General features: G+C 63.3%; 12 protein-coding genes and 1 pseudogene. 2 read left to right on the top strand and 11 right to left on the bottom strand.

Annotation, left to right across the window (positions count from 1 at the left end):
* Positions 1-58: 58 nt before the first annotated feature.
* Entirely contained in the window at positions 59-1,399 is a 1,341-nt protein-coding gene (locus RM2_RS00255) for an MFS transporter (RefSeq protein WP_072686852.1), read from the top strand.
* A gap of 17 nt (positions 1,400-1,416) precedes the next feature.
* Here RM2_RS00255 and RM2_RS00250 read toward each other — a convergent pair whose 3' ends face one another.
* The 4 genes and pseudogenes from RM2_RS00250 to RM2_RS00235 form a co-directional block, all read right to left on the bottom strand.
* A complete protein-coding gene (locus RM2_RS00250; RefSeq protein WP_084721596.1) occupies positions 1,417-2,361 on the bottom strand; it encodes a DUF5996 family protein in 945 nt (314 codons plus the stop codon).
* 154 nt (positions 2,362-2,515) lie between these two features.
* Entirely contained in the window at positions 2,516-3,187 is a 672-nt protein-coding gene (locus tag RM2_RS00245; RefSeq protein WP_072687177.1) for a DsbA family oxidoreductase, read from the bottom strand.
* 153 nt (positions 3,188-3,340) lie between these two features.
* Entirely contained in the window at positions 3,341-3,778 is a 438-nt protein-coding gene (locus RM2_RS00240) for an OsmC family protein (RefSeq protein ID WP_072686850.1), read from the bottom strand.
* A gap of 65 nt (positions 3,779-3,843) precedes the next feature.
* Positions 3,844-4,767, bottom strand: a pseudogene (locus RM2_RS00235) (helix-turn-helix transcriptional regulator); the annotation flags it as partial.
* A 62-nt stretch (positions 4,768-4,829) separates the two neighbouring features.
* Here RM2_RS00235 and RM2_RS00230 point away from each other — a divergent pair.
* Positions 4,830-5,408: a TIGR03086 family metal-binding protein gene (locus RM2_RS00230; RefSeq protein ID WP_072686849.1), complete on the top strand. Its 579-nt coding sequence runs from the start codon at positions 4,830-4,832 to the stop codon at positions 5,406-5,408.
* A gap of 65 nt (positions 5,409-5,473) precedes the next feature.
* Here the strand turns inward: RM2_RS00230 and RM2_RS00225 are convergent, their stop codons facing one another.
* The 7 genes from RM2_RS00225 to RM2_RS00190 form a co-directional block, all read right to left on the bottom strand.
* Positions 5,474-8,011: an ATP-dependent Clp protease ATP-binding subunit gene (locus RM2_RS00225; protein ID WP_072686848.1), complete on the bottom strand. Its 2,538-nt coding sequence runs from the start codon at positions 8,009-8,011 to the stop codon at positions 5,474-5,476.
* Positions 8,012-8,552: 541 nt separating this feature from the next.
* On the bottom strand, positions 8,553-9,515 hold the full coding sequence (locus tag RM2_RS00215) for a M56 family metallopeptidase (protein ID WP_072686846.1): 963 nt from the start codon (positions 9,513-9,515) through the stop codon (positions 8,553-8,555).
* Entirely contained in the window at positions 9,512-9,886 is a 375-nt protein-coding gene (locus RM2_RS00210) for a BlaI/MecI/CopY family transcriptional regulator (RefSeq protein ID WP_072686845.1), read from the bottom strand. The genes RM2_RS00215 and RM2_RS00210 overlap by 4 nt, the downstream gene beginning before the upstream one ends.
* A gap of 397 nt (positions 9,887-10,283) precedes the next feature.
* Positions 10,284-11,177 (bottom strand): esterase/lipase family protein, encoded by an 894-nt coding sequence (locus tag RM2_RS00205; protein ID WP_072686844.1) that lies wholly within the window; start codon positions 11,175-11,177, stop codon positions 10,284-10,286.
* Between the two features lie 164 nt (positions 11,178-11,341).
* Complete coding sequence (locus RM2_RS00200; RefSeq protein WP_072686843.1) at positions 11,342-11,692, bottom strand: histone-like nucleoid-structuring protein Lsr2; 351 nt, start codon at positions 11,690-11,692, stop codon at positions 11,342-11,344.
* A 139-nt stretch (positions 11,693-11,831) separates the two neighbouring features.
* The gene (lysS, locus tag RM2_RS00195; RefSeq protein ID WP_072686842.1) at positions 11,832-13,343 is read right to left on the bottom strand and encodes a lysine--tRNA ligase; all 1,512 of its coding nucleotides are present in this window, start codon (positions 13,341-13,343) and stop codon (positions 11,832-11,834) included.
* A gap of 86 nt (positions 13,344-13,429) precedes the next feature.
* On the bottom strand, positions 13,430-13,804 hold the full coding sequence (locus RM2_RS00190) for a rhodanese-like domain-containing protein (protein WP_072686841.1): 375 nt from the start codon (positions 13,802-13,804) through the stop codon (positions 13,430-13,432).
* Positions 13,805-13,900: the final 96 nt, after the last annotated feature.

Below are 13,900 nucleotides of genomic sequence, written 5' to 3'. Positions count from 1 at the left end.
TGTCGTCATCTATGGCCCGATCACTTGTTACCTGCAAATCCCGAAGGGAGTTCCGCCCATGGCCTCAAGTAGTCCGCCCGAGACCGGGCTCGACGCCCCGAGTGCCGTCACATCCGAGGGGAACGCCTCCAAACGTGCACTCGTCGCCGGCGCCATCGGCAATTTCGTCGAATGGTACGACTTCGTCCTCTACGGAGCGTCCGCCCCGATCCTGGCACGCGTCTTCTTTTCCAACGACGACCCCCACGCCGCACTACTGGCGACGTTCGCCACGTTCGGGATAGCGTTCGTCGCCCGACCTTTCGGTGCCGTCATCCTCGGCAACCTCGGCGACCGCATCGGTCGCCGCAACGTCCTCGCCGCCGTCGTGCTCATAATGTCGCTCGGCACGGCCCTGATCGCCGCGCTACCCACCTACGCCCAGATCGGCGTCCTCGCCCCGCTGCTGCTGCTGCTCATCCGCATCGTGCAAGGCTTCACCGCTGGTGGCGAATTCGGCGGATCCGCTGCGTTCATCGTCGAATACGCCCCACCCGGCAAACGTGGTCGGTATGGGTCCTGGCAGACGGCGACTGTCGGACTCGGATCCGCGACCGCAACCGCCGTCGTGCTGATGTTCACCACCGTCCTCTCACAGGAGCAACTGGACTCGTGGGGCTGGCGAATCCCCTTCATGATCGCCCTGCCCCTGGGCGTGGTCGGCCTGGTCATGCGAATGAAGCTCGAGGACACCCCCGACTACCAGCGGGTCAAGGACCTCCAGCAGGAATTCGAGGTCAAGCCCGCCGTCCCGGTCGTCGAAGCCATGCGCCACCACTGGCGCATGATCCTGCTCGGCGCTGCGATTGTCACCGGTGGCACCGTCAGCACCTACACATTCCACAACTACATCCCGGCCTTCCTCAATACCGAACTGGGGGTCGATCTTGACGTGGCACTCGGCGGAAACCTGATCGGTCTCGTCGTCTACTCCGCGTCCACCCTGCTCTGGGGGCGTCTGTCGGACACGTACGGGCGCAAACCGTTCATCATCGGCGGCAGTGTCGCCCTGCTCGTCCTGATCTACCCGATCGTCCTGATCGACCAGATCGGGACGCTGCCCGCGATCGCGCTCGGCCAGTCCCTCTTCGGAGTCTCCGCCGCAGCCATCATGGGCCTCGTGCCCACTCTGCTGGCGGAGTTCTTCCCGACCACAGTTCGCATGAGCGGACTATCCGTCGCCTACACACTCGCCAACGCGCTCTTCGGCGGCACCGCACCCTTCGTGGTGCTCTGGCTCGTCGGCATCACCGGGAACTCACTCGTCGTCGTCTACTACTGCGGAGCGGCCATGCTGTTCACCCTCGTCGGCGCCTTCATCGTCCGAGAAACCTTCGATAAACCACTCCGGGAGTTCTGACCATCTCCGGGGCTGCCTCAGCTCCGGAGATGGTCCCAGCGGGTCGGGTCTGCTTCCAGGACGGCCCGATCCCACTTCCCTCTGTCGGCCGCCGCCTCGTACGTGCTGTGCAGGAATTTCAGAAGCGCCGCGTCGGGATCGTCCGCCATGCGGACAGCCTCGTACGGCAGCAGGAACTGTCCGTTTTCCTTGCTGTAGAGCCCGGCGTCGGGCTCAACAGGGTATTCGGCGAATCCCTCCGGCTCCGGATAGGCGTACGCGTAGAACATGCCTTCGCCGTCTCCGCCCGGCCAGAATCCGCAGCTGCTCAGCTCGTGCGAGTAGCCCTCGACCATCACCCAATCCCCGCAGTTCGGAGCTCCCCCAGGGTGAGTCGGCGCGGTCCGACCCGAGAATCGCGTGCATGCCAGGTCCATCCCGCCCCAGAAGAAGTGCACAGGGCTCACCTTGCCGATGAAACGCGAGCGGAACTCGTGCATCACCCGGTCCGCTTGCACGAGCTGCCGCCAAAACAGATGCGCCGATTCCGCGTCGTACGCCTTGTGCTCGGTGTCCTGCGCGAACGGGATGGCAGGCTCGACCTCGGTCGGCTGCGCCCGGATAGTCGTAGCCAGGCCCAGTCCCGACAGGGTATCCATGGCGTCGGAATAGAATTGCGCGACCGTCTTCGGTTCGAGGGCGACCTTTCCTGTGGAACCCTTGCTGGTGCGGATGACCAATTCATGGTCGTGGAAGTCGAATTCGATGTCGAAACAGTCGGTGCCATAAGGAATAGTCGACGTCGCGAGACCCCGCGGGCTCACATACAGCGGCACCTGCCACCAGTGATTGAGCATGGGCTCGTGGGCCATGCGGATCTTCCCGACGATCTGTGTCCACATGTGCAGCGTGTTCCGCGTCTGCGCCCACTCGTCCACCCTCAACGCAGGCCATTGCTCTCGAGGTCGTGTCTGCTCGCGCACGGTGCCTCCTGACGAAGACGTGTCCATCTCAATGTGCTCTGTCGTCTCAATGTGCTCTGTCGTCCGGGGTTTTGGCAAGTGGTAGGGCACGGACCGCTCTCCCAGATGACCTTTGTCGAACAGAAACGTCCGCGGCTGCGACGGCTGGCCCGCGTTAACTCACCGGTGCTTCGCTCGCTTGACTCAGGAACTGCAGGAACACATCCTTCTGCTGTGCACCGGATACGGCAACGCGACGGTTGGCGACGAAGAACGGCACCCCCGACACCCGTAGTTGGCGGGCAGTGTCGAGGTCCGCGCGGACCTCGTCGGCGCCTGCGTCGGATTCGAGCCACGCCCGCACGATGTCGGCGTCCAGTCCGACCTGGGACGCGATCTCCACCAGTTCCGCCCGGTCGTCGATCACCGCGCCGTCGCTGAAGTGCGCACGGAACAGGGCCTCCATCAAGGCCTCTCGACTCTCACCTGCGAGGTGGATCAGCCGGTGCGCGTCAAAGGTATTGGCCGCGATCACGTTGTCGAAGTCGAACTTGATGCCTTCGTCGACCCCCAGGCCCGCAACGTGTCCGAACATCTGGCGTACCTGCTCCGCCGACATCCCCTTGTGCTGCATGAGGGCCTCGAGTTCACTGCGCCGCTCCCCCACCGGCGAATCCGGAGCCAGTTGATACGAGCGCCACACCACGTTCACCCGGTCACGCCCATCGAAGTCCGCGAGCGCGGACAGGAAGCGGTGCTTGCCTATGTAGCACCAGGGGCAGGCCACATCGGACCAGATCTCGATCTCGATGGCGCCGTCGACGTGGTCGTTCTGTTGTGTCGTCACAGCCCAGTTGAACAGATCAGTGCCGGATTCTGTTCCAACTCGCTCGACGACCACGCGCTCAGTGGCTGGTCTCACACGCGACGACGAGCCCGGAGCGAGAAGCGATCGCAGCACGCCGATACTCCAGGCCACAACTAGTGCCGGTAACGAGCCTCAGGATTCGAGCGCGGCGTCCAGTGTGATCTCCACGCCGGTGAGGGCCTTGCTCACCGGGCACGTCTCCTTAGCCGCGTGTGCCGCCTTCGCGAAGCCGTCGGCGTCGAGCCCCTCCACCTCACCGCGCACCGTCAGTTTGATGCCCGTGAGCTTGAAGCCTGGGTTGTCCGGCCCCAGTGACACATCGGCTTTCACCTCGAGGCTCTGAGGGGTTCCGCCGGCCTCCGCGATGAGCGCGGACAGTTGCATGGCGAAGCAGGACGAATGCGCCGCCGCGATCAACTCCTCCGGGCTGGTGGTTCCGCCGGCGTCCTCGGCTGCTCGCTTGGGGAACGAGACGTCGAAGGTGGCGGCCCCGGAACTGCTGAGTTCGACCTGCCCACTTCCCTGTTCGAGTGTTCCGTTCCATGCGGTCCGTGCGGTACGTGTGGGCATGCCACATCCTCTCGTGGTTGTTCGGGTACGTCTCGAACGTACTCGTACCGATCGACCATCCGCAGCGCCCGAGATCGCAGCGAGTCCCGCAGACTTTCCGGTGCCAACACTTTGGCGTCCTCACCCATAGTCCACAACACTTCGCCGGCGTGGGAGACGCCGCCGAACGCCACCTCGAGGCGCACCCGTTCGCCGTCGAACAGCGACTCGGACAGCACCCCTAACGTTCGCTCCGCAAGATCGTCTCGATGCTCTACGCGCACGAGAACGACGACCACCAGCGGTTCTCTTCGCGACCGGAACGCGGTGCGAAGCCGCTCCCAGACTGCGGCCAGGTCGATCTCGGACGGGCGCACCGCTGGTTCGTCGAGTTGGCGCGCGTCCTCGATCCGCTCCACTCGATAGGCTCGTTCCCTGCCGGCGTTCGTTGCCACGAGATACCACCGACCAGACGCATGGATGAGTCCGAGAGGGTCGATGGTCCGCCACGTGGGACCGCTACCCTGCGATGCGTAGTGGATGCTCAGCCGTCGGCCCACGAACACCGCTTGCTGGATCAGCCCGAGGTACGGGTCGATTTGCTTCGGGTCGGTCAGCCAAGCCCCCTGGGTGACCAATACTCGCTGGGCCACCTTCGTCGCCGCCACGCGATGCGCGTCCGGCATCGCCGCCACCACCTTGCGCATCGCCGATGCGAAGGCCGGCGCCATTCCCAGTGATTCCGACGTCACGGCCGAAGCGGCCGCCAGGAGCGCTTTGGCCTCGTCGGCAGTCAGACCGGTGAGGTCGGTGGTGAATCCCGGCAGTAGTTCGAAGCCACCGTCACGGCCTCGTTGGGCGTAGACGGGTATGCCTGCCGTCGACAGCGCGTCGATGTCGCGCAGCACCGTGCGCGGTGACACCTCGAGTTCGCGGGCAAGAGCCGAAGCCGACATACGCCCCCTGTTGCGCAGCAACAGGACGAGAGAGAGGAGACGATCGGCGCGCACGAAGAAAGTCTGTCAGACATACATGACACAAGATGTCATGTATGTCTAGCGATAGTTGTCTCATGACCCAAACGACTACAGATCCGCGCCCCCTATACCGGGAAGCGCTCACCTGGACTACCGGCCTTATCGCCGGAATTCGCCCGGACCAGTTGACGGCGGCGACCCCCTGCACCGAATTCGACGTCCGCGCCCTCCTCGGCCACCTCGTGACAACTGTGGAGGTAGCTCGGGCCATCGCGGAAGGCGGCGACCCGTCAACCATCACAGACGTCGTCACCGGCATCCCGGAGGACGGCTTTGCGGACGCGTATCGGTCTGCCGCCGACCGCATGTTTCCCACCTGGACCGACGCCGGCCTCGACACCGACGTGATCGCGCCGTGGGGCACCGTCCCCGGCCGGGTCGCGATCTGGGTCTACATCAACGAGACCCTCGTGCACGGCTGGGATCTTGCAACTGCCACGGGCCAGCCCCCGGAGACCCGTCCCGAACTGGCTGAGTCGGTGCTCGCTGTCGCCCGCCACGCGCTCCCGGCGGAAGCGCGAGGCGGGCAGATGCCGTTCGCCGCGGTGGTCGAGCCGCTGCCGACTGCCGGACCAACCGAGCGGCTCGCCAACTGGTCGGGCCGCAAGAGTTAGTCCGTATACGACGAACGGGCCGCCGGTGGATTTCCATCGGCGGCCCGTTCGCGTGATCTGTCTGTCTACTCCGATTCGACGGCGGCGGATTTGGCCAGGTCCACCGGCACTTCGTCAGGCACGGTAACCGGCTTGTCCTCGCCGCGGAACGTGAACCTGGCATCCTCGCCCGCGCCTTCGCCGTCCCAGTTCTCGACGTCGACGTACACGATCTGTCCGGGGCCGACCTCGCCGAAGAGGATCTTCTCCGACAACTGGTCCTCGATCTCGCGCTGGATGGTGCGACGCAGCGGCCGCGCACCCAGGACCGGATCGAAGCCACGCTTGGCCAGCAACGACTTGGCCTTCTCCGTGACCTCCATCGTCATGTCCTTGTTCTTCAATGCCACCTCGACACGCGCGACCATCAGGTCCACCATCTGAACGATCTGGTCGGTGGTGAGCTGGTGGAACACAACGATGTCGTCGATACGGTTGAGGAACTCGGGACGGAAGTGCTTCTTCAACTCGTCGTTGACCTTGAGCTTCATCCGCTCGTAGTTCGACTCGTCGCCCTTGCCGGAGGTGAAGCCCAGGCCCACGGCCTTGGAGATGTCCGCGGTACCGAGGTTCGAGGTGAAGATCAGCACCGTGTTCTTGAAGTCCACGGTCCGGCCCTGACCGTCGGTGAGACGACCGTCCTCGAGCACCTGCAGGAGAGTGTTGTAGATCTCCTGGTGTGCCTTCTCGATCTCATCGAACAGCACGACACTGAACGGCTTGCGCCGTACCTTCTCGGTGAGCTGGCCACCCTCTTCGTAGCCGACGTAGCCGGGAGGGGCACCGAACAGGCGCGATGCGGTGAAGCGGTCGTGGAACTCGCCCATGTCGATCTGGATGAGCGCATCGTCCTCGCCGAACAAGAAGTTCGCGAGCGACTTGGCCAACTCGGTCTTACCGACACCGGACGGACCGGCGAAGATGAACGAACCGGACGGACGCTTCGGGTCCTTCAGGCCGGCGCGGGTACGACGGATCGCCTTGGCGACCGCCTTGACCGCATCCTCCTGACCGATGATCCTCTTGTGCAGCTCGTCCTCCATCCGGAGCAGACGCGAGGTCTCCTCCTCTGTGAGCTTGAACACGGGGATACCGGTCCAGTTGCCCAGGACCTCGGCGATCTGCTCGTCGTCGACCTCGGCGATGACGTCCAGGTCACCGGAACGCCACTGCTTCTCCCGCTCCGCGCGCTGCGCGACGAGGGTCTTCTCCTTGTCACGCAGGTTCGCGGCCTTCTCGAAGTCCTGCGCGTCGATCGCGGACTCCTTCTCGCGGCGGGCGTCGGCAATCTTGTCGTCGAACTCGCGCAGGTCCGGCGGTGCGGTCATCCGGCGGATGCGCATCCGGGCTCCAGCCTCGTCGATGAGGTCGATCGCCTTGTCCGGCAAGAAGCGGTCGTTGATGTAGCGATCGGCCAGGGTCGCGGCCGCCACGAGAGCACCGTCCGTGATGGATACCCGGTGATGTGCCTCGTAACGATCGCGGAGACCCTTGAGGATCTCGATGGTGTGCTCCACGGTCGGCTCGCCGACCTGCACCGGCTGGAAACGACGCTCGAGAGCGGCGTCCTTCTCGATGTACTTGCGGTACTCGTCGAGGGTGGTGGCACCGATTGTCTGCAGCTCACCGCGGGCGAGCTTCGGCTTGAGGATAGAGGCAGCATCGATGGCACCCTCGGCCGCTCCGGCACCCACGAGGGTGTGCAGTTCGTCGATGAACAGGATGATGTCACCGCGTGTGTTGATCTCCTTGAGGACCTTCTTCAGGCGCTCTTCGAAGTCACCGCGGTAGCGGCTGCCGGCCACGAGTGACCCGAGGTCGAGCGTGTACAGCTGCTTGTCTTTGAGGGTCTCGGGAACCTCACCATTGATGATGGCCTGAGCGAGACCCTCCACGACCGCGGTCTTACCGACACCGGGCTCACCGATCAGCACAGGATTGTTCTTGGTGCGGCGCGACAACACCTGCATGACGCGCTCGATTTCCTTCCCGCGGCCGATGACAGGGTCAAGCTTGCCTTCGAGAGCTGCCTGGGTCAGATTGCGACCGAACTGGTCGAGCACCAGCGACGTGGACGGAGTGCCCGCCTCGCCACGAGTTCCGCCCGCCTCGGCGGGCTCCTTGCCCTGGTACCCGGAGAGCAGCTGGATGACCTGCTGACGCACGCGGTTGAGGTCGGCGCCGAGCTTGACCAGCACCTGCGCTGCGACGCCTTCACCCTCACGGATGAGACCGAGCAGGATGTGCTCGGTTCCGATGTAGTTGTGTCCGAGCTGTAATGCCTCGCGCAGGCTGAGCTCGAGGACCTTTTTGGCACGCGGGGTGAAGGGGATGTGGCCGGACGGGGCCTGCTGACCCTGGCCGATGATCTCCTCGACCTGGCTGCGCACTCCTTCGAGGGAGATACCCAACGACTCCAGCGACTTGGCAGCAACACCCTCGCCCTCGTGAATGAGGCCGAGCAGGATGTGCTCCGTACCGATGTAGTTATGGTTGAGCATCCTGGCTTCTTCTTGAGCCAGGACGACAACGCGCCGTGCGCGATCGGTGAACCTCTCGAACATCGCTCTCCCTCACACTTTCCGACGTTCAGTTACGAGACCGGGTGTCTCGTCCCTATTCGTCGCGTTTTCGCTCCGGCACTACAAGTAGATCGCCAACGCCTACTCCGAAGGCACCAGCCCCGAAGCGACGAAAGTTCCACGACCCCACCTAATACTCTAGTTGGCTGCCGATAGCGCTGCTGCCCCTCCACCCCTTTAGGTGGGGACCAAGCCCGCTTACCCTTACTCAACGCCCCAGTTCTGGCAATCGTTTCCCGGTCGCTGTACGCCTGAAGCGAACAGGTCCGGCGGCGCCGATAGCGACAACCCGGTTCGCGTTCGGCAAACCCGACGATCCGGATCCGTCGAACACGTATCCGTCGAGATGGGTGAAATCAGTCGATATGCCCGACGGGCTTTCATGACCGACCCGCTCCAGTTCGAGCAACACCTGCGTGTCCGAACAGCGTAAGTCGATGGGCTGTGAGTTCGCCACCCATGCGGCTTCGGCGATCGTCGTCAGGGATCCGCTCCGCGACCAACTGACGCCTCCACCCCGGCCCTACATGGCGATCGGTCCGCACAGCATCACGCCGGCGGCTGCCAGCAGTCCGGTGGCCAGAGGCCCGATCGCAATAAGTGCGCTCACCGCGGCGAGGGACGTTCGGACACGCGTGCGGTCGGTGGCAGATGCCGGCGAGGCGAGGCGTTCCGCCCGGTCGAGCACGGCGATGCCTGTGGCACCAATTGCGCCGCTGGGCAAGGGGCTGGTCGCGGACAGCGCGATCAGCCCACTCAGCACGGTGCGAGAGCCGTGGGCCCGGGCGGCACGGTCGTCGGCGCACATCTCCAACAGTCGGGCGATCTCCGCCTCGGCGACGGTGAACAGGGAGATCCGCGGCAGGCTCGCGGCCAGTCCCCGAATCACGGCCAGGATCTGTAGGTGCCGTCCGGTCAGGTGAGCGCGTTCGTGGGCCAGGACCGCGTCGAGTTGGCGACGATCGAGTGCACCGAGGGCAGCTGTGGTGACCACGATCGCGCTCGGCCTGCCGGCAACGCAATACGCGGCCGGTTGGGAAGCCTCGAGGACTACCGCATCGACTCCCGCGACATGGTGACCGACCATGCGTGTCATTTTCGCGTGCCCGTGAGTCTTGCTGCGCATACGCCGCAAACGGCCGCCCAGTCGCCATACGACCACCGAGAACGCAAGCACGGCCAACACCGTCAACAGCAGCAGCGTCATCTGCAGGACAAGTCCGACCCGGCCACTGACAACGGCATGAAGGCTCGCGAAGCAGGATCCGAGCAGCGACCGGGCCGGCCGTCCGCCGTTGCGCACCAATTCCACGACGACCAAGGCCGCTGCGGTCGCCCACGACAACGCAATACTGCCGATCGCGGCCATCCACGCCGCCACACCGAGACCCGGCGCAACGCCGCCATGCGTCAACCGCACCAGCAGGGGTTGAGCAAGAACCGCCACCACGAAGCTGTAGAGAATCAGGCAAGCCGCGACAGTCATCCCGCATCCTCGGCAGCCAGGCGCTGCAGAGCCGCGCGGAGACTGGCGGACTCCTCGTCACTCATCTGTTCAACGAAATGGGCCATCACGAGATCGGTTCGCCCACCACCGTCGAAGGCGTCGCGCATCAACCGGGCACTGTGCTCCTCGCGGGTGAGCGTGGGCCAGTAGCTGAACGCCTTGCCCGTCTTTTCCCGGGCGAGCCAGCCCTTCCGGTGGAGGTTGTCCATCGTCGACATCACCGTGGTGTATGCCAGCTCCCGGTGCTCGCTGAGTTCGTCGAACACCTCTCGGACCGTGGTCGCAGCCTCACGGTCCCAGATCCGGTCCATCACGACCGCTTCGAGTTCCCCGAATCCACGCACGCGCACTGCAATCCTCCCACTGTCGACTCGTCCACCGTCGACCCGTCAAGGCTACGCCACAGCACTCACTCCCAATACCTTCACCGCACGCGTCTGCGGTGGTCGGAGTGGGTATTCGGCTGCCGAACGACAGTTTGATCAATCTCAGATACTATCTACGTACGGAGACCGTAGATCATTCGAGAGAATCTCCGAGCACACGAAATCAAGGAGTTCACAATGGATCCAATGGCGAACCTTCAGGCTTGGTGGGACTGCCAGATGATGATGGCGGGCGGTCAGATGTGCGACATGTGCGCGAATATGTGATAGCCCACCGAATACCCGCACTGACCTGACACCACCCCGGCCAGACACCACCTGGCCGGGGTGGTTGCATCCCACCTGAGCTGGGAATAGCGCACTACCCCGCAATCGGTGCGACGAAGCGGCATGGCACTTCGCGCGGGTGGTCGGGATCGAGGGCGTTCAGGACGAAACCGGCGCCCCGGGCCGAACCGGCCAAGGCAAGATGGTCGGAATAGTCCCGCTCACACCCGTCCTGGACGACGATGCTGGTGGCGTTCGGCCCCGGTTCGATGCCGCTGGTGTACGGGACGACGATTTCGTCATAGCGGGTGGTGATGTTCGTGTAGTCGATTCCGGGGACGTAGACCCCGTCCGCGCGCATGTGATCGATGAATGCAGAGCCATGGATCATCTCCACGCAGGCCTTGCATGCCGGAATGCCGGCTTGCACCTCGTCGTCGATTCCCAGTGATCGCATCGACCGTCCGACGCTGACCTGCTCGGTCCCATACGCGCCGTGCCACAGCGGGGCGAGCGAAACGATTTTCGCGACCCTGTCCGCACCGCCAAAGAACTTCACGTAGTTGTTCGCCTGCATTGTTCCCTGGGAATGGCCCACAATGTCGACCTTCGAGGCCCCCGTACTCGCGAGCACCAGATCGACGAACGTGGAGATCTGAGCAGTGCCGACGTCGATGGGCGTCATACCGCCGATCGCATTCAGCGGCCACGTCAGGCCTTGGAGGTTTCCATAGGTGAGGGAGTACACGCAGTAGCCCTCGTTGGCGAGGAGGGGCGCATACACCGCCCAGTTGGTCTGGCGCCCGCCGCCAGTTCCGTGTAGGAGGACCACCGGTTCCGGATGCGCGTCACTTGGGCGACAGGACCAGTCGTTGGAACCGGGAGCAGAACCACCCGGGTTCCCCAATTCCAGCGGCACTCCTGCGAGAAAGGAATCCGGCACAGCAAGGATGGACTGGGCGGATGCCGTACCCACCCCGACCCCCATTGTCAGTGCCAGGAACAGAATCCCTGAAACGACCCGCCAGCGCTGTACTACTGCTCCCCGCCGCACAACTACCCCCAATTTGCCGAATATCGAATCAGTCCGGCACGATAACAGCGTTGGTTGCGCCGCGCAGCGAATCAGCGGATTCTGTTCTCTGCAATCTTTCAGTTAGCCGTATTGTACGCATCAATAATTTCTGCAGAGATGCGACCTCTCGCAGAAACTTTCTTGTCGTTCCGGCGCGCCCATTCACGGATTGCGGCACTCTGTTCCCGATCCACCGAAATCCGAGACTTGGTGGCGGCCGGAACCGCAGAAGTTCTCCCACGCTTACGTGAACTCACCTTGCGGGCATGGGAAACCCACATGTCCAATTGCTCGCGTAATTTTGCCGCATTCTCCGAAGAAAGGTCGATCTCGTACTGAACACCATCGAGACCGAACTCGACCGTCTCATCGGCGGACACCTCTTGATCGACATCGTCGATCAGGGTGACAGTGACCTTCTTAGCCATGGGATAAAATTCCTCTCGAATGAATCGTCGTCACATCGTCAACGTGATCTGCTATCCGGAGGTAACCATAACCCCTTTTCTTCCAAATTGGAATATGAAGAATGGATCAAAATTACCCGTGCATTTTCACCTGCATGAATCAGCGAACCGAAGGCCGAACAATCGGAAAGAGGATTGTTTCCCGGATTCCTAATCCAGTCAAAGCCATGAGCAAGCGGTCGATTCCCATTCCGGTACCGGTAGTCGGGGGCATTCCCTGCTCCATTGCAGCGAGGAACTCTTCGTCGAGAGCCATCGTCTCGTCGTCTCCGGCCGATGCGAGGCGCGCCTGATCAACGAACCGCGCACGCTGAATGACCGGATCGATCAACTCCGAATAGCCCGTGGCCAGCTCGAATCCGCGGACGTACAGATCCCACTTCTCGGTAACGCCCGGCTTGCTGCGATGGTCACGGGTGAGGGGTGACGTCTCGACCGGGAAGTCACGGACGAAGGTCGGCTCGAACAACTGGTCACCGCACTGGTGCTCCCACAGTTCTTCGACGAGCTTTCCATGCCCGTACCCCTTGTCCTTCGGGACTTCCAGCCCCACCTTCTCGGCAAGGGGCAGCAATTCGTCGACCGTTGTATCGGGCGTTACCTCGACACCGATTGCCTTGGACAGCGACGGATACATCTCGAGGGTCTTCCATTCGCCGCTCAAGTCGTATTCACTGCCGTCTGCGAGAGTGACCACCTGCGAACCGAAAGCCGCCTGCGCCACTTCCTGGACGAGTTCACGGGTCATGCGAGCCGAATCGTCGTACGTACCGTAGGCCTCGTACGTCTCAAGCATCGCGAATTCCGGCGAGTGCGTGGAATCGACGCCCTCGTTGCGGAAATTTCGGTTGATCTCGAAAACCTTCTCGATACCCCCGACAACGCATCGCTTGAGAAACAACTCGGGTGCGATGCGCAGATAAAGGTCGATGTCGAGCGCATTAGAACGGGTCACAAAAGGCCGGGCCGCGGCGCCTCCATGTAGCGTCTGCAGCATCGGGGTCTCAACTTCGAGAAATCCGCGTCGCTCGAGCGCGTTGCGGAGTTCACGGACGACAGCGACCCGCTTGCGCGCATTTTCCCTTGCCTCGGCCCGCATGATCAGGTCGGCGTAGCGCTGCCGCACCCGCGACTCCTCGTTCATCTCCTTGTGTGCCACCGGCAGTGGCCGGAGCGACTTGGAGGCGATCTGCCACGAATCGGCCATCACGCTCAGTTCACCGCGGCGGGAACTGATCACCTCCCCGTGGACGAACACGAAATCGCCGAGGTCGACATCCGACTTCCACGAGGCGAGCGCGTCCTCGCCGACTGCGGCGTGACTGATCATCGCCTGCAACTGGGTACCGCCACCCTCCTGTAGCGTCGCGAAGCAGAGTTTGCCCGTGTTACGCACGAACATGACTCGACCGGCCACGCCGACCTCGTCGCCCGTGGCCGTATCGGACTCGAGTTCCGGGTATCTGGCCCGGATCTCTGCCAGCGAGTGGGTACGCGCAACCGACACCGGGTAGGCCTCGCGTCCCTCAGCAAGGATCCGCTCGCGCTTTTCCTTGCGGATCCGAAGCTGCTCGGGGGTGTCGTCGACTGGCTGGGCTGCTGCGTCACTCACGGGTCACCAGCGTAATCGACGGCCCACCAGTCTCCCATTCTGGCGTCGGGAACCCCGACGTCAGTGGGCTGAGACGGTCGCCACCGTCAGTGGGCTGAGACGGTCGCCAACTCCCGCGCGCAATGCTGCGCGACGATGAGCGATCCCAGTAGCCCTGCCGCCTTGATCGCCGTGTACCCGCCGGCGAGATCGGTGGCTTTGCGCAGACCTAGCTGCTGAAGTGCGGTCGCCGCGAGGCGGGACGCGTACCCATCGGAGCAGACGATGATCCACTCGACTTCTTGGTCCACTGCCAGCGCAAGGTGAGCCGAACTCTCAGGATCACAACGCCTTTCGAGAACGTCGCGTGCGATGGCCAGTGCGCCGGGCAGCGTTCCCTCCTCGGCACGCTGCGTCTGCGGACGAATGTCCACGACGATCGCGCCGCGCGCCACAGCCCCGGGTAGCTCGATCGCATACATGCGGTCAGACGAGCAGAAATCAGTGGATACGAAATTGGTGGATACAGATGCAGAAGAATGTGTTTCGAACACGAGAGAGACTCCAGGAGTGTAAAA

Origin of the sequence: Rhodococcus marinonascens NBRC 14363, assembly GCF_001894885.1 — a bacterium.
GTDB lineage: Bacteria > Actinomycetota > Actinomycetes > Mycobacteriales > Mycobacteriaceae > Rhodococcus_F > Rhodococcus_F marinonascens.
Note: the sequence above shows the minus strand (reverse complement) of the source record. Positions and strands in the feature narration are given on the sequence as shown.

What these genes read in the sequence shown, in the direction of transcription:
- RM2_RS00255 (WP_072686852.1), top strand. Translation starts at nt 59, where the DNA reads ATGGCCTCAAGTAGTCCGCCCGAGACCGGGCTCGACGCCCCGAGTGCC.
- RM2_RS00240 (WP_072686850.1), bottom strand. Translation starts at nt 3,778, where the DNA reads ATGCCCACACGTACCGCACGGACCGCATGGAACGGAACACTCGAACAG.
- RM2_RS00230 (WP_072686849.1), top strand. Translation starts at nt 4,830, where the DNA reads ATGACCCAAACGACTACAGATCCGCGCCCCCTATACCGGGAAGCGCTC.
- RM2_RS00225 (WP_072686848.1), bottom strand. Translation starts at nt 8,011, where the DNA reads ATGTTCGAGAGGTTCACCGATCGCGCACGGCGCGTTGTCGTCCTGGCT.
- RM2_RS00215 (WP_072686846.1), bottom strand. Translation starts at nt 9,515, where the DNA reads ATGACTGTCGCGGCTTGCCTGATTCTCTACAGCTTCGTGGTGGCGGTT.
- RM2_RS00205 (WP_072686844.1), bottom strand. Translation starts at nt 11,177, where the DNA reads ATGGGGGTCGGGGTGGGTACGGCATCCGCCCAGTCCATCCTTGCTGTG.
- RM2_RS00200 (WP_072686843.1), bottom strand. Translation starts at nt 11,692, where the DNA reads ATGGCTAAGAAGGTCACTGTCACCCTGATCGACGATGTCGATCAAGAG.
- RM2_RS00190 (WP_072686841.1), bottom strand. Translation starts at nt 13,804, where the DNA reads ATGTATGCGATCGAGCTACCCGGGGCTGTGGCGCGCGGCGCGATCGTC.